Annotated in this window: 16 protein-coding genes and 1 other RNA gene; 12 read left to right on the forward strand and 5 right to left on the reverse strand. The window is 64.4% G+C overall.

Annotation, left to right across the window (positions count from 1 at the left end):
• Nucleotides 1-246 precede the first annotated feature (246 nt).
• Nucleotides 247-322, forward strand: a non-coding RNA gene (locus ABQU90_RS11280) — sX9 sRNA.
• Nucleotides 323-327: 5 nt separating this feature from the next.
• Here ABQU90_RS11280 and ABQU90_RS11285 read toward each other — a convergent pair.
• A complete protein-coding gene (locus ABQU90_RS11285; RefSeq protein ID WP_323520996.1) occupies nucleotides 328-1,482 on the reverse strand; it encodes a serine hydrolase domain-containing protein in 1,155 nt (384 codons plus the stop codon).
• Nucleotides 1,483-1,680: 198 nt separating this feature from the next.
• Here ABQU90_RS11285 and oleD point away from each other — a divergent pair, with 198 nt between their 5' ends.
• Both oleD and ABQU90_RS11295 read left to right on the forward strand, forming a co-directional pair.
• Entirely contained in the window at nucleotides 1,681-2,691 is a 1,011-nt protein-coding gene (gene oleD / locus ABQU90_RS11290) for a 2-alkyl-3-oxoalkanoate reductase (protein WP_323520997.1), read from the forward strand.
• 64 nt (nucleotides 2,692-2,755) lie between these two features.
• Nucleotides 2,756-2,914, forward strand: coding sequence for a DUF1328 domain-containing protein (locus tag ABQU90_RS11295; RefSeq protein WP_003468167.1), 159 nt, complete (start codon nucleotides 2,756-2,758; stop codon nucleotides 2,912-2,914).
• A 115-nt stretch (nucleotides 2,915-3,029) separates the two neighbouring features.
• On the opposite strand, the gene ABQU90_RS11300 is transcribed toward ABQU90_RS11295, so the two are convergent.
• Complete coding sequence (locus ABQU90_RS11300; RefSeq protein WP_323520998.1) at nucleotides 3,030-3,512, reverse strand: GNAT family N-acetyltransferase; 483 nt, start codon at nucleotides 3,510-3,512, stop codon at nucleotides 3,030-3,032.
• Complete coding sequence (ddlA, locus tag ABQU90_RS11305) at nucleotides 3,509-4,615, reverse strand: D-alanine--D-alanine ligase (protein ID WP_323520999.1); 1,107 nt, start codon at nucleotides 4,613-4,615, stop codon at nucleotides 3,509-3,511. Before ddlA ends, ABQU90_RS11300 begins: the two co-directional genes overlap by 4 nt.
• A 350-nt stretch (nucleotides 4,616-4,965) precedes the next feature.
• Here ddlA and ABQU90_RS11310 point away from each other — a divergent pair, with 350 nt between their 5' ends.
• Nucleotides 4,966-5,610, forward strand: coding sequence for a ubiquinone biosynthesis accessory factor UbiJ (locus tag ABQU90_RS11310; protein WP_323521000.1), 645 nt, complete (start codon nucleotides 4,966-4,968; stop codon nucleotides 5,608-5,610).
• Nucleotides 5,607-7,280 (forward strand): ubiquinone biosynthesis regulatory protein kinase UbiB, encoded by a 1,674-nt coding sequence (ubiB, locus tag ABQU90_RS11315; RefSeq protein ID WP_115514994.1) that lies wholly within the window; start codon nucleotides 5,607-5,609, stop codon nucleotides 7,278-7,280. Before ABQU90_RS11310 ends, ubiB begins: the two co-directional genes overlap by 4 nt.
• A 171-nt stretch (nucleotides 7,281-7,451) precedes the next feature.
• On the opposite strand, the gene ABQU90_RS11320 is transcribed toward ubiB, so the two are convergent.
• Nucleotides 7,452-7,913, reverse strand: coding sequence for a thioredoxin family protein (locus tag ABQU90_RS11320; protein WP_323521001.1), 462 nt, complete (start codon nucleotides 7,911-7,913; stop codon nucleotides 7,452-7,454).
• 81 nt (nucleotides 7,914-7,994) lie between these two features.
• Here ABQU90_RS11320 and ABQU90_RS11325 point away from each other — a divergent pair, with 81 nt between their 5' ends.
• Nucleotides 7,995-8,765 (forward strand): pseudouridine synthase, encoded by a 771-nt coding sequence (locus ABQU90_RS11325; protein ID WP_323521002.1) that lies wholly within the window; start codon nucleotides 7,995-7,997, stop codon nucleotides 8,763-8,765.
• 677 nt (nucleotides 8,766-9,442) lie between these two features.
• Here the strand turns inward: ABQU90_RS11325 and ABQU90_RS11330 are convergent.
• Nucleotides 9,443-10,018 carry a DUF2059 domain-containing protein gene (locus tag ABQU90_RS11330; RefSeq protein WP_323521140.1) on the reverse strand — a complete coding sequence of 192 codons (576 nt, stop codon included), beginning with the start codon at nucleotides 10,016-10,018 and terminating at the stop codon, nucleotides 9,443-9,445.
• A 57-nt stretch (nucleotides 10,019-10,075) separates the two neighbouring features.
• Here ABQU90_RS11330 and arfB point away from each other — a divergent pair, with 57 nt between their 5' ends.
• The 6 genes from arfB (at nucleotide 10,076) to ABQU90_RS11360 (ending at nucleotide 17,544) form a co-directional block, all read left to right on the forward strand.
• Nucleotides 10,076-10,507, forward strand: a complete 432-nt coding sequence (gene arfB, locus ABQU90_RS11335; RefSeq protein WP_011257289.1) for an alternative ribosome rescue aminoacyl-tRNA hydrolase ArfB — start codon at nucleotides 10,076-10,078, stop codon at nucleotides 10,505-10,507.
• A gap of 2 nt (nucleotides 10,508-10,509) precedes the next feature.
• The gene (locus ABQU90_RS11340) at nucleotides 10,510-11,139 is read left to right on the forward strand and encodes a lysophosphatidylcholine acyltransferase (protein ID WP_055853674.1); all 630 of its coding nucleotides are present in this window, start codon (nucleotides 10,510-10,512) and stop codon (nucleotides 11,137-11,139) included.
• 113 nt (nucleotides 11,140-11,252) lie between these two features.
• Nucleotides 11,253-11,522 carry a hypothetical protein gene (locus ABQU90_RS11345; protein WP_323521003.1) on the forward strand — a complete coding sequence of 90 codons (270 nt, stop codon included), beginning with the start codon at nucleotides 11,253-11,255 and terminating at the stop codon, nucleotides 11,520-11,522.
• Nucleotides 11,523-11,704: 182 nt separating this feature from the next.
• Complete coding sequence (locus tag ABQU90_RS11350) at nucleotides 11,705-12,715, forward strand: isoaspartyl peptidase/L-asparaginase family protein (RefSeq protein WP_323521004.1); 1,011 nt, start codon at nucleotides 11,705-11,707, stop codon at nucleotides 12,713-12,715.
• Between the two features lie 252 nt (nucleotides 12,716-12,967).
• Complete coding sequence (gene dcp / locus ABQU90_RS11355) at nucleotides 12,968-15,148, forward strand: peptidyl-dipeptidase Dcp (RefSeq protein WP_323521005.1); 2,181 nt, start codon at nucleotides 12,968-12,970, stop codon at nucleotides 15,146-15,148.
• Nucleotides 15,149-15,375: 227 nt separating this feature from the next.
• Entirely contained in the window at nucleotides 15,376-17,544 is a 2,169-nt protein-coding gene (locus tag ABQU90_RS11360) for a M3 family metallopeptidase (protein WP_323521006.1), read from the forward strand.
• The last annotated feature ends 1 nt before the right edge of the window (nucleotide 17,545 follow it).

Here is a 17,545-nt window from a genome sequence, read left to right on the forward strand (position 1 = left end):
GGGTGAGCGTTGTCCGGAAGGGCCCACTGCATGCTCAGACGGTGAGGTCAGATCCAGAACGAGCCATCGAGATCTGCGCCGCACCAGGCATAGGCCGCGCCCTGCGGCGCGTCGGTGTGGTAGCGCATCGGTTGCCAGGTCTGGGTGGCGAACACGCCATGCACGCCAACCACCAACCAGTGTTTTGAGCGGCTAACTGACAGCAGCAGTCACCGCCAGACAGGTGCGACCGGTGCTCGGTCTGGCATGTGCCACGCGGACATGCCGAGTCAGAGCGCGCCGTCCACACCCAGCTGACGACTGCTTGCGACGTTGTTTTACCGGCTCTCAGTGCTCAGGCAGCGCCTTGAGTACATAGTCGGTCAGCAAGCGCTGCGACTGTTGGTGCATCTGCCGCGTGTTGTACGCGCTGCGTGTGAGCACCACCACCAGGCGTTCGTCAGGCACCACGAACACGTAGTTGCCGCCATTGCCGGACATCGCCCAGGTATCGCGTTGCACGCCGCGCACCGGAAACCGGAAGTGCCAGATTAGATAGCCGTAATCGGCATCCTCGCGTGCCTGCGCATGCACGCTGGTCATCGCCTGCACCCAGTCGGCAGGAATCACCTGGCGGCCTTGCCAGCGTCCGTGTGCCAGCAGCAGTTGGCCGAGCTTTGCCAGGTCGCGGCTGCGGTAGCGAGTGCCGCCACCGCCCATGCCCACGCCTTCGGACGATAGGTTCCACTGCGCCCGCTCGATGCCCAGCGGTGTTTCCAGCACCTGCGCCGAAAAGGCCTGCAGCGGCTTGCCGGCGAATTTTTCCAGCATCGCACCCAGCAGGAAGGAGCCGGCGGTGCAATACGAAAACGCGCGGGCGTGCGGGCTCTGTGCGGGCCGCGGCGTCCACGGCGCATAGCCGCGGATCGGCAGATCCAGCGCGAACTGCGTCCAGTCCGCACTCACGTACATGCGTTCTTCGTTGCCGGCCGAAAATGTATTTTCGTCGTTGCATTCCAGCTGCGAGCTCATCGTCAGCAGATCTTCGACGGTGATCGCACGCTTGCGCGGATCGGGGTGCTGCCAGTGCCGCTCGCCAAAAGCGTCATAGACCTTGGCCTGCACGTCGGGAATCAGCTTGCGCACGATGGCCGCCCCGACCAGTAGCCCGGTCACGCTCTTGGTCAACGAGCGGGTGTCGTGCAGGGTCTGTCGATCGGCATCGCCCAGGTAGCGCTCGTAGACCAATACGCCGTCGCGTGCGATCACCAGGCTGGTGGTGGAGGGGGCCAGATCGGCGGCGAGCGCCTGCTCCATCTGCGCCAGCAGCGGAAGGTTCCAGCCCTTGGCGGCAGCGTTGGCGACCGGCCAGCCGTCGTCCAGGGCTGGCGGTGTGGCGGCTGGCGGCGCGGGCGCCGCTGCTGTCGAGGCGGCAACTGGCGCCGCGGCGTGCAGCGCGGTGACGTAAAGCAGGGGTAGCAACAGCAGTGACAGGCGGGTCATGGCAACTCCAGCGATCGAGGGTCCGGCCATGACGCCTGCGCCGCGAATGAACTGCCTGATGCTGCAATGAAGATTTATGAAGGTCTTTGCGATCAAAGGGTTAGCCGCGCCGCTCGCGAGAAAAAACGCACGCCGCGTCGCCCTGACGGTCCTGTCCGGCTATTGTGTGCGCCCTGCAGGAGCGATGGGTGTGGCGTGATGAAAGTGCTGGTGACCGGCGGTGGTGGATTTCTTGGCCAGGCGTTGTGCCGCGGCTTGCGTGCGCGCGGGCACGAGGTGGTGAGTTTCCAGCGCGGCGATTACCCGGTGCTGCAGACGCTGGGTGTGGGGCAGATCCGTGGCGACCTGGCCGACCCGCAGGCCGTGCGGCATGCCTTCAGCGGGGTCGATGCGGTGTTTCACAACGCCGCCAAGGCCGGCGCCTGGGGCAGCTACGACAGCTATCACCAGGCCAATGTGGTGGGCACGCAGAACGTGCTCGACGCGTGCCGCGCCAATGGCGTGCCGCGGCTGATCTACACCTCCACGCCCAGCGTCACCCATCGCGCCACCCATCCGGTGGAGGGCCTGGGCGCCGACGAAGTGCCGTATGGCGAAGACCTGCGCGCCGCGTACGCAGCGACCAAGGCGATCGCCGAGCGTGCGGTCCTGGCGGCCAACGATGCGCAGCTGGCCACGGTGGCATTGCGTCCGCGGTTGATCTGGGGGCCGGGCGACAATCATCTGTTGCCGCGTTTGGCCGCACGCGCACGCGCCGGTCGCCTGCGCATGGTGGGCGATGGCAGCAACCTGGTGGACAGCACGTACATCGACAACGCCGCGCAAGCGCATTTCGATGCGTTCGACCATCTTGCGCAGGGCGCTGCCTGCGCGGGCAAGGCGTACTTCATTTCCAACGGCGAACCGTTGCCGATGCGCGAGTTGCTCAATCGCTTGCTCGCGGCCGTGGACGCGCCGGCAGTGACGCGCTCGTTGTCGTTCAAGACCGCGTATCGCATCGGTGCGGTGTGCGAAACCTTATGGCCACTGTTGCGTCTGCCAGGCGAAGTGCCGTTGACGCGGTTCTTGGTCGAACAGTTGTGTACGCCGCATTGGTACAGCATGGAACCAGCGCGCCGCGACTTCGGCTATGTGCCGCGTATCAGCATCGAAGAGGGCCTGAATCGGCTGCGATCCTCATCTTCCAACGACATCGCCATCACTCGATAAAGACCGCCATCTGATCAGGATACGTCTGCGCCGATTCGGCACGACAACTTCTGGAACCCTTGCCATGCTGCATTACGCCATCATCTTTTTCGTCATTGCCATCATCGCCGCTGTGCTGGGCTTCAGCGGTATCGCCGGTGCGGCGACCAACATCGCCTGGATCCTGTTTGTGGTGTTCCTGATCCTGGCAGTGATCTCGATGTTCCGTCGCGGCAAGGTCTAACGCCTCACCGCGATACGTCACGGCAGCGGCGCTGCCGGTCGGCGCTCACATGGCCCGCCTCCGCAAGGAGGCGGGCCATGTGCGTTATGGCGGTTTTTAACGCGATTTCTGCAAGTCAAAGCAGCTTTTCCAGGTATTGCACTTGCTTGCCATTGGCCAACAGCGTATCGCCGATCGGCACGAATCCCAGTTGTCGATGCAATGCGAGGGAGGCCGGATTGGGCGGGCTCAGATTGACTTCGCACACCACGCGCGGTTGCGCTGCTGCACGCGCGCTGCGGATGAGGTCGTCGTACAGCTGCACAGCAAGGCCACGTCGCTGCGCATGGGCGGCGATCACGATGCGGTCCACGTACACAAAGCGCGCGGAGCGCTCCGCCAGCCATGCAAAGTTTGCATTGGCATAGGCAGCGCTCTGATCCAGTGCGATCAACAGGCCGTCGGCCGGCGGGACGAGGCGGGCGTGCCAGGCCATCTGCAATAAAGCGGTGAGCCCATCGGCATCGAGCAACGACAGTGCGGTGGCGTGCGTATTGTTGAGTGCGAGCAGTGCCGCATGGTCGTGCGCTTGCACTGCGCGTAACTGCGCCGCACTCATGCGCGCGCGTCCACCGCGCTGCGCAGCAGTTGATCGTCCGCATGCCGTTGCAAGGCCAGCTCGATCAACTGCGTGATCAAGCCACGATAGTCCAGCCCGCTTGCCTGCCATAACTTTGGATACATGCTTATGCGGGTGAAGCCAGGCAGCGTATTGACCTCGTTGATCACGATGCGCCCGTCCGCGCACAGGAACACATCCACGCGTGCCATGCCGGCACAGTCCAGCGCTTGATACGCCTGCACCGCAAGTTGCTGGATGCGCTGCTGCGTCTGCGCATCGAGATCGGCGGGGATCACGATGTCGGCGCCATCTGCGCTGATGTATTTGGTGTCGTATGAATAAAACGCATCGTGTACCACCACCTCGCCGCACACGCTGGCCTGTGGCGTGGCATTGCCGAGCACTGCGCATTCGATCTCGCGACCGACAATGGCCGCTTCCACCAGCACCTTGTGGTCGTAGGACAACGCCAATGCGAGCGCGGCGGCAAAGGCGTCCGCGCTGCGCACCTGGCTGACGCCGACCGAAGAGCTCTGGTTGGCCGGCTTGACGAACAGCGGCAACCCCAACTGCGCGATCAGCGCATCCACATCGGCCTGCGCGGCGGTGTGGCGGTTGAAGCAGACAAACGGCGCCACCGCCAGGCCGGCATCGCGCAGCACGCGCTTGGCCATGTCCTTGTCCATCGCTACCGCCGAACCAAGCACGCCGGAGCCGACGAAGGGCAGGTTGGCCATGCGCAACAAGCCCTGCAGCGAGCCGTCCTCGCCCAGGGTGCCGTGCACGATCGGAAACACCACATCGATCTGCGCCAGCGCCTGCTCGGTATCCACCGGCCGCAGCTGCGCCTGCTCGGCGCCGGGCAGCACCGCCACCGAGCGGCCGCTGCGGTGCAAGGCGATCCGGCCCGGGTCGTCGGCATCGTGCAGAAAGCTGTCCGGCGCGCTCAGATGCCACTGGCCCTGCTTGTCGATGCCGATCAGCACCGGTTCGAAGCGCTGCGGGTCGAGCGCGTCCAGGAGGTTGCGCGCCGATTGCAGCGAAACCTCGTGCTCGGCGGATTTGCCGCCAAAGATGAGACCGACCCGGATCTTGCGCATCGCCTGCTCCTGCCACCTGTTCGAGAAGGCGCCAGCATGCCCGTGACCGGCCGGCCGAAGGAAGTCGGCAGATCCTGCGCGGTCGGCAGCTGTGCACGGACGCCGCGCTCATCGCCGCAGGGCGCGATGGCCCATGAGGTGCGGCCTACAAAGCGCAGCATCCCGGCGAGCTGCCGTGCAGTGCGTGCCGACCGTCCAGGCAATCCAGGCAATCCAGGCAGCGCCCCCCGCATTGATCGCTCTACTGCCAGACAAGCGCCCGCCATGGCCACGGACGGCAACAGCCTCCGGCGCGCAGCGCCTCATCACCGTCAGTCAGCTGCGACATGCGGGGGCGGTAGAATGCGCCCATGCCCGGATCATTCTTCAACTCCCTCAAGCCGCTCGCCGGCCAGGCCCTGCAGGCCGCGCTCAATCGCGCACTGGCGCTGGACCCGGATACCCGCGATGCCCTGTTACCGCTGGAAGGCCAGCGCATCGCGCTGACCCTGGACGCGCCCGCCTTGGCGCTGCAGATCCGCGTGCACGAGCGCCGGCTGCTGGTCGGCCCGGTCGATCAGACACACGAGCCGGATCTGGCGGTGCGCAGCAGCCTGGCCGGGTTGCTGGGGCAGCTGCCGTTTCTGGCCAACGCGCGCCGCAGCGGTGCACCGGCGGGGCGGCTCAAGGTCTCCGGCGATGCGGAGCTGGCGCGTCAGCTGCAGCAACTGGCCGGCCGCTTCGACCCGGATTGGCAGTTGCCGTTCGTGGCGGTGTTCGGCGAGATCCTGGGCGTGCAGATCGCCGGCGCGGTGCGTGCAGCATTGCAGCAGGCGCGTCGCAGCGCCTCGGACCTGGCGCATAGCGCGGCCGAATTCGTCACCGAAGAATCGCGCGATGTAGTGCCGCGTGCCGAGCTCGAGGCCTTCCACGATGATGTGGACGAGCTGCGCGACGACGTGGAGCGGATGGCCGCGCGCGTGAGCCGCCTGCGTGCCGCCGGAGGCGCGGCATGAAGGCGATTTTGCGGGCCAGCCGCATTGGCCGGGTGATCTTGCGCTACCGCCTGGACGACCTGCTGCAAGGCACCGCCGCCGAACGCTGGCTGCGCTTGGCCAAGCCGTTCGTGCCGCGTGCCAGCGCCGAAATCGCCGCGCAATCGCGCGGTGCACGGCTGCGGTTGGCATTGCAGGAACTCGGCCCGATCTTCGTCAAGTTCGGGCAGATCCTGTCGACCCGCCGCGACCTGATCCCCGCCGATGTGGCCGAAGAACTCACCTTGCTGCAGGACCGGGTCAAGCCGTTCGATGGGCAGGCCGCGCGCCTGATCGTGGAAGGCGCGCTCGGCCTGCCGGTCAGCGTGGCATTCGCCTCGTTCGATACCGTGCCGCTGGCATCGGCTTCGATCGCGCAGGTGCATGCGGCCACCTTGCCGCCCGATGCCAACGGCGTGCGCCGCGAAGTGGTGGTCAAGGTGTTGCGCCCGGACATCGAGCGTCAGATCGACGCCGATATCGCGCTGCTGCATTCGCTGGCCACGCTGGTCGAACGCACCCATCCGCGCGCCGACAAGATCCGTCCGCGCGAAGTGGTGGCCGAGATCGAAGGCACCTTGTCGGCCGAACTCGATCTACAGCGCGAAGGCGCCAATGCCAGCGTGCTGCGCCGGTTCTGGGAAGGCTCGGACGATCTGTACGTGCCGGAAGTGATCTGGTCGCACACCGCCGAGCGCGCGCTCACGCTGGAGCGCGTGTACGGCATTCCGTCCGACGATATCGCCAAGCTCGATGCTGCCGGCATCGACCGCAAGGCGCTGGCGGCCAAGGGCGTGCGCGTGTTCTACACGCAAGTGTTCCGCGACAACTTCTTCCACGCCGATGCGCACGCCGGCAACATCTGGGTCGACTCGGACCCGGAGCGCCGCCTCAATCCGCGTTTCATCGCGCTGGATTTCGGCATCATGGGGCAGCTCTCGCAGGAAGATCAGTACTACCTGGCCGAGAACTTCATGGCGATCTTCCACAAGGATTATCGCCGCATGGCCGAGCTGCACGTGGAGGCGGGCTGGATGCCGTCCAACGTGCGCATCGACGAGCTGGAAGCGGCCGCGCGCTCGGTGTGCGAGCCGTACTTCACCCGGCCGCTGTCGGAAATTTCGCTGGCGCAGGTGCTGATCAAGTTGTTCCGCGTGGCGCAGCGCTACGAGTTGACGCTGCAGCCGCAGTTGATCCTGCTGCAGAAGACGCTGCTCAACATCGAAGGCGTCGGCCGCCAGCTCGATCCCAAGCTGGATATCTGGGCGGTGGCGCGACCGGTGCTGGAGCGCATCCTGCGCGAGCGCTACAGCCCGCGTCGCATGCTGGGCGAGTTGAGCAAGCGGCTACCGGAAATCATGACCCACGCACCGGACATGCCGCGCCTGGTGCACAGCTGGTTGAAGCAGCAGGTGGAAGGCCGGCATCAGCTGGACATCCGTTCGAGCGAATTGCGCGCGCTGGACATCAGCCTGCGCAAGCTGCAGACCCGCGTGGTCACGGCCATCACCGGTAGCGGACTGTTGGTGGTGGCAGCCGTGTTGTACGGCCTGCATCCGGATGGCTGGTACCTGGGCACGGTGCCGGTGTGGAGCTGGATCAGCGGCGGCGCCGGGTCGGTTGCGTTGCTGGTGGCGTGGCTGCGTCGTTAGGCAACTGGCTGCGCGACAATCCGCGCGTGCAGGCTGCTGCACTGCCCGTGTGCAGCGCATCGCTGCACACCGCGGCCGTGACATGCAGCGCGATGTTGCCGGGCACACGCCAACGGCTGACGGTTCGCGCCCTGGTGTGAGCGTGCACCGCCGACCCTGCACCCACGTGCGTCAGGGCGCGCGGTGGGCGTGCGCCACTTGGTCGAAGAACTGATAGATGCCGTCGTCGCTCATCTGGCGTGCGTTGGCCAGCTCGCCGGCACGCGTGGTGTAGAGCAGCGTGCCGGCCGGCGATACCACCACCGCAGCCGGGATGCCGTTCTGGATCGGGTCGCCGTAGCGCTGGCTGATGTCCAGGTTGTGGTCGAAATTACCCACGTCCACCTTGACCACAACAAACGAGCGGTCGATCAGCGGCGCGTTCTTTGCGCTGTGCAGCGAGGTATCCAGCGCACGGCAGTCGTGGCACCAGTTGGCGCCGAAAATCACCAGCGTGGGTTTGTGGGTTTTCTTGCCGGCGGCCAGCGCATCGCGCAGCTGGGTGCCGGCGTCGGCATGGTCGTCGTACGGCAGGGTCGAAGACTGCGCCAGCGGAGCGACCGCCAGCAGGCAAAACAGGAGCCAGGTGCGCATGGGGGACGCTCCGTGAGGGGGAATCGGCATGCTGTGCCAGCGGCCTGATGCGGTCAACGGGCGCGTGGATGGCGCAGCGCAGTGGCATGCGGTGTCAGCGATGCGGATAATCCGCCGGTGAGCATATCCCCCAAGCATCTGCAGATTCTCTACCAGGACGATGTCCTGGCCGTCGTCGACAAACCCGCGGGCCTGATGGTCCACGACAGCAAACTGGCGCGCGGCGAGGACGACTTTCTGGCCGACCGCCTGCGCGAGCAGCTGGGCAAACCGATCTTCCTGGTGCATCGGCTCGACCGCGCGACCAGCGGCTGCCTGCTGCTGGCGTTCGACCGCGACAGCGCCAGCGCGCTGGGCAAGGCCTTGATGGCCGGCGAGGTGGATAAAAATTATCTGACCGTGTGCCGCGGCTGGCCTGCCGAGGATCGGTTCATCGTCGATCACGACCTGGATGGCGGCCCCGGCAAACCGGTCAAGAAGCCGGCGGTGACGCACTTCCAGCGGCTGGCGACCGGCGAGCTGGAAATTCCGTCCACCGGCTTTGCCACCTCGCGGTATGCGCTGCTGCGCTGCCAACCGCAGACCGGGCGCTTTCGGCAGATTCGCCGGCATATGAAGCATCTGTCGCATCACATGATCGGCGACACCAGCCATGGCGATGGACGCCACAACCGCAGTTTCCGCATGCTCGGTATCCACCGCATGCTGTTGCACGCCGAACGCCTGGAATTTCCGCATCCGGCCGATGGCAGGCGCATCAGCGTCACCGCGCCGCTGGATGTGGAATTTGCCAAGGCGTGTGCGTTGTTTGGCTGGGAGATTGCGGAGTTGGGAGTAGCGCAACCAGCGTGATGTGGCGTGCCTGGTTCAGAGATCGAGACGTCCACTCAGCCTGCTAGACATCTGCGCAAGCATCCCCTCACCCCAACCCCTCTCCCGCAGGCGGGAGAGGGACTCAAGCGCGACGCGCAATGTTCGCCTTCCCGCGTTGCCGCCCTCGCTGGTCGCCTTCCCCGCGTTGCTTCCTTCCCTCGCTTGCGGGGGAAGGTGCCCGAAGGGCGGATGGGGGCACGCTCGCCACTGCGGGCTCAAGACAGCAGCTCTTCCGGCGGCAGAAGCGCCAAGAGAGGTCGAGAGGTCCACTGAGCCTGATCGAAACGTCCACTGAACCTGCAAGATAGCTGCGCAAGCGTGCCCTCACCCCAACCGCTCTCCCGCAGGCGGGAGGGGGGCTCAAGCGCGACGCGCAATGTTCGCCTTCCCGCGCTGCCGCCCTCCCTGGTCACCTTCCCAGTTGCTTCCTTCCCTCGCCTGCGGGGGAAGGTGCCCGAAGGGCGGATGGGGGCAAACTCGCAGCTGCTGGCTCAAGACAGCAATTCCTCCGGCGGCAGAAGCGCCAAGACAGTCGTCTTCCGCCAGCTGAGAAAGGTGACGCACCCGTCACCGGCAACGCACGCAACTCGCATCGGCAACCGTTGCAGGAATCGCGCACCGACGAATTCCCACTCCTCATTCCCGGCTGCCGTCCTTCAGGGCTTCTTGGCCGCCGCAGGCTCGTTGACGATTTTTTCCAGATCCTTCTGCAGATCGGCAAACAGCGGCAGCATCTTCTGCTGGATGGCGCCCATCAGGTTCTGGGTCAGCGCCGGGGTCTTGTCCAGCAGGCTCTGGCCGGCCGAGCTCTCGTAGAACTCGGCCATCGCCAGCACGTCCTCGCGCGAGAACGAGCGCTTGTAGATGTCCACGTACATCGGGCGCAGCTCCGACCACGACAGCGCCTTGCGCACGGTCTGGCGGGTGCGTTCCTGGATGCGTTGCAGCTGCGCCTGCTGATCGGCGTCGAACTGGCGCTGCGCGGTGAGCTGGGCGAATTGCTGCTGCTGCATCGCTTCGATCTGCGGCAGCATGGTGTCGAGCATGGTCTGCGCGCGCGAGGCGGCCAGCAGACGGTTGACGTCGGCATCGGTGGGTGCCTGCGCCAGCGCGGCCGGGGCGGCCGCCGCCAGCAGGGCGAGCAGCAGCAGGCGGCGGGCAAGCGCGCCTGCGGCGGCGAACGAATGAGGTGTCATCGGAGCATCCTGCGATCGGGGAACCGGCCGCAGGATACGGGAAGCAGGCGTTCGCGCGCGCGTCCACGCCGCTGCCGATACAATCGCGGGCTAATGGCCAGCGACCCGATCCAGATCACCCCCAGCCTGACGATTCCGCCCAGCGAACTCGTCGAACGCTTCGTGCGCGCCAGCGGCGCGGGCGGGCAGAACGTCAACAAGGTGTCCACCGCGGTGGAACTGCGTTTCGACGTGGCAGGGTCGCCCTCGCTGCCTGAGCCGTTACGCGCGCGGCTGTTGTCGCGTCGCGACCGCCGCATGACCGCCGAGGGCGTGCTGGTGATCGACGCGCAGCGCTTTCGCACCCAGGACCGCAACCGCGACGATGCGCGCGAGCGGCTGGCCGAGATCATCAGTGCATGCCTGTCGGTGCCCAAGCGCCGGGTCGCCACCAAACCGAGTCACGGTGCCAAGCTGCGGCGGCTGGATGCCAAGCGTGAGCGCAGCCATATCAAGCGTGGACGCTCTGCGTCCCACTGGGAGTAAGCGTGAGTCACACCGACCCGTCGTTGCCGCCGGTCACACAGGCCAACATCCTGCTGCAGTCAACCCCGCCCAGGATGCCGCGTGCGCACGGTCGCTTCGGCCGCTGGCTGGGCCGTACCGCCCTGCGCCTGACCGGCTGGCGGCTGCTCGGGCGGCTGCCCGACGAGCCCAAGTTGGTGATGATCGTGGCGCCGCACTCGTCCAACTGGGATGGCTTTGTGGGCTTTGCCGCCAAGTTCGCGCTCGGCTTCGACGTGCGTGTGTTGGGCAAGGCGCAGCTGTTCTGGTGGCCGCTGGGCCCGCTGCTGCGCAAGCTGGGCGCCATCCCGCTGGACCGCAGCTCGCCGCAGGGCACCATCGGCCAAGCGGTGCGGTTGATCCGCAACTCCGAACAGATGTGGTACGTGATCACCCCCGAAGGCACGCGCAAGCGTGTGGAGCAGTGGAAGGCCGGTTTCTGGAAGATCGCGTCCGATGCCAAGGTGCCGATCCTGCCGGTGTATTTCGACTACCCCAGCAAGACCGTGGGCATCGGCGAACCGTTCTGGACCGGCACCGACATGGCCGCCGACATCGCCGCCATCCGCACCTGGTACCGGCCGTGGCGCGGTAAGCATCGCGATACGTTGTAGGTTGCGTAGCGTGCTTTGAACACGCATGTGAGCCTAACGATGCGCAGCACTGTTTAGGCATGCCGTGGCTCGCATCGGTGGATTCGACTTAGGCGTCATGGGAGGAGTGCCGAATGACCGCGACACAGGAGCAGCTGTTCGCCTTCGCGCTCTACGAGATTCGGTGCCTGCTGGCGGGGCACCTCGGAAGCCAGAACGAGTCGCCTCTTTCCATCCGTGCCGCCGCGCATCTGGCGTACGCGATGCACAACGAGGCCGAGACAGTGCTACGCGGCGGCGTATTCGATCCTGGCAGCGTTGTCGTCAGACTTGGGGTGGTGGATCAGATGCTCGGAACAGACTTCCAGCGTCGTCTTGCCGAAGCAACGCGCGATGATGCCTGACACCATCACGCCGGATGTTGTCGACGCTTGGCTGATGCGGGCAGCAGTAGATCAGTGCCCGGCATGGCGACCCACTGGCGCGGACGTAGCCGACGTCGTGCATTGCCTGCGGCGAACCCGCGGTCTTCGCCGCTTGCCTGACACCACCGGGTCACTCAATTAACTTGCATTGAGGAAACACCATGATCGCTTCGTCCGCTCGCGCGCTATGCCTCTCACTATTGCTATGTGCCGGCCCGGCGCTGGCCACCACGCCGATGCTGGTGATCCATGGGGGCGCGGGCGTGGAAAAATCCAGTCTTTCGCCCGACGAACAAGCGCAGGCACGTGAGGCGATGCAACGTGCGCTGCGTGCCGGCTATGCGGTGTTGACGCGCGGCGGCAGCGCGGTGGATGCGGTGGCCGCCACCATCACCGTGCTGGAGGACGCGCCGCAGTTCAACGCCGGGCGCGGTGCGGTATTCACTCACGACGGCAAGAACGAGCTGGATGCCGCGATCATGGACGGCGCCAGCGGCAAGGCCGGCGCGATTGCCGGCGTGCACACGGTCAAGAACCCGATTCTGCTGGCGCGTAGCGTCATGGACCGCTCCAAGCACGTGATGCTGGTCGGCGACGGTGCCGAGCAGTTTGCGCGCGAGCAGGGCGTCACCTTGGTCGAGCCCAGCTATTTCCGTACCGACAAGCGTTGGCAACAGCTGCAAAAAGCGCTCAAGGCCGAAAGCGGCGACCGTCAGGCCCAGGCCGCGCTCGACCTGGAAACCGCCAAGCACTTCGGCACCGTCGGTGCGCTCGCGCTGGATCGCGACGGCCATCTGGCTGCCGGCACGTCCACCGGCGGCATGACCAACAAGCGCTACGGCCGCGTCGGCGACGCGCCCATCATCGGCGCCGGCACCTACGCCAATGCGCAGTGCGCGGTGTCCGGCACCGGCTGGGGCGAGTTCTACATCCGTGCGGTGGCGGCCTACGACATCTGTGCGCGCATGAAATACGCCGGGCAGTCGCTGCAACAGGCGGCCGAGGCGGTCATCGATCAGCAGATTCCCAAGGCCGGCGGCGATGGCGGTGCCATCGCGCTGGATGCGCAAGGCAACATCGCCTTCCCGTTCAATACCGAAGGCATGTACCGCGGCTGGATCGGCGCCGACGGCAGCCCGCATGTGGCCATCTTCAAGGACGAGACGCTCTGACGGACGGGGTCGGCCGGGTCCCGGACCCGCTAACCGTTTCGACTGAGTGCTGCCTCGTGATCGAACTCAGGAAAGCCGCAAAACCCCCTGCTGCACCGTGTCGCTCACACCGGCCAGGCGTCGAGCCTGCGGCTGCGCGCTTGCCTGCACCATCCCCAAACCGCTGCATCCATCCAATCCAACGGCACATGCCAGCATCACGCAAACCCGCTAGCGTGACCGGCTGCCGTACCCACTCAGGAATCACACGCCATGTCGCGTACCGTCGTTCTGGCCGCCGCCATCACCCTGGCATTGGCCGCATGTTCTGGAAAAGAGCCATCCGGTAAGGAGTCCACCACCGTGCCCGAAAAGACCACCACCCCGGCCGCCGACGCTGCGCCGAATCCGTTGTTGAGCGCCAGCACCCTGCCGTTCCAGGCGCCGCCGTTCGACAAGATCAAGGACAGCGATTACCTGCCCGCATTCGAAGAAGGCATGCGCCTGCATCTGGCCGACGTGCGCAAGATCGCCGACAACACCGAAGCGCCCACCTTCGACAACACCATCGAAGCGATGGAGCGCAGCGGCGAAACGCTCACACGCGTGTCGCGCATCTTCTTCGGGCTGGTGCAGGCCGATACCAGCGACGCACGCCAGAAAATCCAGGAAGAGATCGCGCCCAAGCTGGCCGCGCACAAGGACGAGATCAACCTCGACCCGAAGCTGTTCGCACGCGTCAAAACTCTGTACGACCAGCGCGACACATTGAACCTGGAGCCGGAACAAAAGCGTCTGGTCGAGCACGATTATGAAGACCTGGTGCGCGCCGGTGCGCAGCTCTCCGATGCCGACAAGGACAGCCTGCGCAAACTCAACGTGGAAGAAACCACGCTATCCACCCAGTTCCATACGCGCCTGGTTGCAGCCTCCGCTGCCGGTGCAGTGGTGGTCGATGACAAGGCCAAACTCGACGGCCTGAGCGAAGGCGATATTGCCGCCGCCGCCGATGCCGCCAAGGCACGCAAGCTCGATGGCAAGTATCTTCTGACCTTGCAGAACACGACCCAGCAGCCGGTACTGGCGTCGTTGAAAGATCGCGCGCTGCGCGCCGAGGTGTTGAAGGCTTCCGAAACCCGTGCAGAAAAGGGCGATGCCAACGACACCCGCCAGACCATCCAGCGTCTGGCGCAGCTGCGTGCGCAAAAAGCCAAGTTGCTCGGCTTCGACAATTACGCCGCTTATAGCCTGGGCAACCAGATGGCCAAGACCCCGGAGGCGGCGCTGAAACTGCTGACCGACACCGTGCCGGCGGCCACTGCCAAGGCGCGCCGCGAAGTGGGCGAGATGCAGAAGGTCATCGACGCGCAGCGTGCTGATGCAAAGACCGGCGATTTCAAGCTTGCCGCCTCCGATTGGGACTTTTACGCCGAGCAGGTGCGCAAGGCCAAGTACGATCTGGACGAGTCGCAGATCAAGCCGTATTTCGAACTGGATAACGTGCTGCAGAACGGCGTTTTCTATGCGGCCACCCAGCTCTACGGCATCACCTTCAAGCAGCGCACCGACATCCCGACCTACCACCCCGACATGAAGGTGTACGAAGTCTTCGATGCCGACGGCACCTCGATGGCGTTGTTCTACACCGACTACTTCAAGCGCGACAGCAAGTCCGGTGGCGCGTGGATGGACGTGTTCGTCGAACAGGACGGCCTGACCGGCACCAAGCCGGTGGTCTACAACGTCTGCAACTTCACCAAGCCCGCTGCCGGCCAGCCGGCGTTGCTGAGCTTCGACGACGTCACCACGCTGTTCCATGAGTTCGGCCACGCGCTGCACGGCATGTTCTCCAAGGTGAAGTATCCCTCGATCGCCGGCACCAGCACCTCGCGCGATTTTGTGGAATTCCCCTCGCAGTTCAACGAGCACTGGGCGTCCGATCCGAAGGTCTTCGCCAACTACGCCAAGCATTCTCAAACCGGCGCAGTGATGCCGGCCGAACTGGTGGAAAAGATCAAGAAGGCCAAGACCTTCAACAGCGGCTACGCCACCACCGAATATCTGTCGGCAGCGCTGCTGGATCTGGCCTGGCACACCCAGCCGGCGGATGCGCCGTTGCAGGACGTGAGCAAGTTCGAAGCCGATGCGCTCAAGCGCTTCAAGGTGGACCTGGCCGAAGTGCCGCCGCGCTACCGCAGCAGCTATTTCGACCACATCTGGGGCGGCGGTTATTCGGCCGGCTATTACGCGTATTTCTGGTCGGAAGTGCTCGACGACGACGCTTTCGAATGGTTCAAGGAAAACGGCGGATTGAACCGCAAGAACGGCGATATTTTCCGCGCCAAGATTCTCTCGCGTGGTAACACCGTGGATCTTGCTACGCTGTACCGCGATTTCCGCGGCAAGGATCCCAGCGTCAAGGCGCTGCTGGAGAATCGCGGTTTGACCGAGTGATCGGCAACCCTTAATCGGTGAACGAAACGGGATGGCGGTGCCATCCCGTTTCGTTTTCAAGGCCGCCGATTCCGTTCCTGCCGGATGTCATGCAGGCATCGCCCAGATACTTGGCGACCGCCAACGCGCAGTAGCGCAGCTGTGGCGCTCTGCTCATTCAGGGCCGATGCCGGACGTCGAGGCATCCGTCCTGTGTCCGGTTACACGTTCTGCAGGATCACTACACCATGCGACGTTCACTTATTCTGGCTGCTGCGGTCACCTTTGCGCTGGCCGCATGTTCGGAAAAGAATTCCCCGCGCACCACACCTGCCGCCGCAGGTGCCGCGACACCGGCCACCACATCTGCGGATCTGGCGTCCAATCCGCTGCTTGTGCCAAGCACGCTGCCATTTCAGGCGCCGCCATTCGACAAGATTCGCGACAGCGATTATCTGCCGGCCTTTGAAGAAGGCATTCGCCAGGTCCGGCACGAGTTGCACGGCATTACCGAAAACCCGGAGCCACCCACCTTTGAGAACACGGTTGAGGCGCTGGAACGCAGCGGCGCAACACTCGCCTATGTCTCCAACATCTTCTTAGGAATTTCAACTGCCGATACCAACGCTGCGCGGCAGAAAATCGATGAAGACATCGGCCCCAAGCTGGCCACCCTCGGCGATGAGATCGCACTGGATGCGAAGCTGTTTGCGCGCTTCAAGGCCCTTTACGATCGGCGCGATACGCTCGCACTGACGCCGGAACAGCTGCGCCTGCTCGAGCACGGCTATGACAGCTTCATCAAGGCCGGAGCGCAGCTTTCCGATGCAGACAAAGCCACCTTGCGCAAGCTCAACTTGGAAGAGACCAACCTCACCACCCAGTACCACAATAAATTGACGGCCGCAGCTTTGGCCGCTGCGGTGGTGGTGGATGACAAGACAAAGCTCGACGGCATGAGCGAGGGCGATATCGCCGCCGCTGCTGCTGCTGCCAAGGCGCGCAAACTTGAGGGAAAATATCTTCTGAGTCTGCAAAACACCACGCAGCAACCGGTGCTGGCCTCGCTGAAGGATCGCGCATTGCGTGCGCAGATACTGCAGGCCTCGGAAAAACGCGCCGAGCAGGGCGATGCCAACGATACGCGTGACACCATCAAGCGCTTGTTGCAGGTGCGTGCGCAGCGCGCCAGCCTGCTTGGGTACGACAGCTATGCCGCCTACAGCCTGCGCAACCAGATGGCCAGAACGCCGCAGGTGGCACTGAAATTGCTGACCGACACGGTGCCTGCCGCCACGGCCAAGGCACGCCGGGAAGCGGCACAGATCCAGGCGTTGATCGATGCGCAGCATGGCGGCTTTACGTTGGCTGCGTCGGATTGGGATTTTTATGCCGAGCAGGTGCGCAAGGCCAAGTACGATCTGGACGTATCGCAGATCAAGCCGTATTTCGCCTTGGATACCGTGCTCAATGATGGCGTCTTCTATGCGGCCACACAGCTGTACGGGATCACCTTCAAGCAGCGCACCGACATCCCGACCTATCACCCAGACGTAAAGGTCTACGAAGTCTTCGATGTAGACGGCACCTCGTTGGCGCTGTTTTACACGGACTATTTCCAGCGGGAGAGCAAGTCCGGTGGTTCGTGGGCAGGCTCCTTGGTCCAGCGCAACGGACTCACTGGCGCCAAGTCGGTGATCTATAACGTGTGCAACTTCAGCAAGCCGGCCGATGGGCAGGCTGCGTTGCTAAGCATGGAAGAAGTCACCACGATGTTTCACGAGTTCGGCCATGCGCTGCACTACATGTTGTCGACAGTGAAGTATTCCTCGTTGGATAGCGCCGCTACGCCGCGAGATTTTTCTGAATTCCCCTCGCAGTTCAATGAGCACTGGGCGACCGACCCATCTGTTTTCGCGCACTACGCAAAGCACTACAAGACCGGAGAGGCGATGCCGGAGGCGCTGGTGAAGAAGCTGAAGAATGCAAAGACCTTCAACAGCGGCTATCTGATGACCGAGTCACTCTCGGCGCAGATCGTGGACCTGGCCTTGCATGGCCAACCAGCGACCGCAGAGATGCAGGATGTGAGTGCCATGCAGGCCGACACGCTGAAGCGTTACAAGGTTGACCTGCCTGAGGTTCCGCCACGCTATGGCGCCAGTTATTTCGACCATATCTGGAGCCGTGGTTATGCGGCGAGTTACTACGCGTACTTCTGGTCGGAGGTCATCGACGATGACGCGTTCGAGTGGATCAGCGAGAACGGCGGTTTGACGCGGAAAAATGGGGATCTCTTCCGCGCCAAGATTCTCGCGCCTGGTAATTCGGTGGATGTGAGTCAGCTGTATCGCGATTTTCGTGGCAAGGATCCAAGCGTCAAGGCACTGCTAAAAAACCGCGGGTTGGCGGAGTGAT

Source organism: Xanthomonas sp. WHRI 10207 (assembly GCF_040202975.1).
In the GTDB taxonomy this organism is placed as follows: Bacteria; Pseudomonadota; Gammaproteobacteria; order Xanthomonadales; family Xanthomonadaceae; genus Xanthomonas.

Excerpts from the sequence above, each read along its gene's own strand:
- ABQU90_RS11285 (WP_323520996.1), bottom strand. The coding sequence starts at position 1,482 with ATGACCCGCCTGTCACTGCTGTTGCTACCCCTGCTTTACGTCACCGCG.
- oleD (WP_323520997.1), top strand. The coding sequence starts at position 1,681 with ATGAAAGTGCTGGTGACCGGCGGTGGTGGATTTCTTGGCCAGGCGTTG.
- ABQU90_RS11295 (WP_003468167.1), top strand. The coding sequence starts at position 2,756 with ATGCTGCATTACGCCATCATCTTTTTCGTCATTGCCATCATCGCCGCT.
- ABQU90_RS11300 (WP_323520998.1), bottom strand. The coding sequence starts at position 3,512 with ATGAGTGCGGCGCAGTTACGCGCAGTGCAAGCGCACGACCATGCGGCA.
- ddlA (WP_323520999.1), bottom strand. The coding sequence starts at position 4,615 with ATGCGCAAGATCCGGGTCGGTCTCATCTTTGGCGGCAAATCCGCCGAG.
- ABQU90_RS11310 (WP_323521000.1), top strand. The coding sequence starts at position 4,966 with ATGCCCGGATCATTCTTCAACTCCCTCAAGCCGCTCGCCGGCCAGGCC.
- ubiB (WP_115514994.1), top strand. The coding sequence starts at position 5,607 with ATGAAGGCGATTTTGCGGGCCAGCCGCATTGGCCGGGTGATCTTGCGC.
- ABQU90_RS11320 (WP_323521001.1), bottom strand. The coding sequence starts at position 7,913 with ATGCGCACCTGGCTCCTGTTTTGCCTGCTGGCGGTCGCTCCGCTGGCG.
- arfB (WP_011257289.1), top strand. The coding sequence starts at position 10,076 with ATGGCCAGCGACCCGATCCAGATCACCCCCAGCCTGACGATTCCGCCC.
- ABQU90_RS11345 (WP_323521003.1), top strand. The coding sequence starts at position 11,253 with ATGACCGCGACACAGGAGCAGCTGTTCGCCTTCGCGCTCTACGAGATT.
- ABQU90_RS11350 (WP_323521004.1), top strand. The coding sequence starts at position 11,705 with ATGATCGCTTCGTCCGCTCGCGCGCTATGCCTCTCACTATTGCTATGT.
- dcp (WP_323521005.1), top strand. The coding sequence starts at position 12,968 with ATGTCGCGTACCGTCGTTCTGGCCGCCGCCATCACCCTGGCATTGGCC.
- ABQU90_RS11360 (WP_323521006.1), top strand. The coding sequence starts at position 15,376 with ATGCGACGTTCACTTATTCTGGCTGCTGCGGTCACCTTTGCGCTGGCC.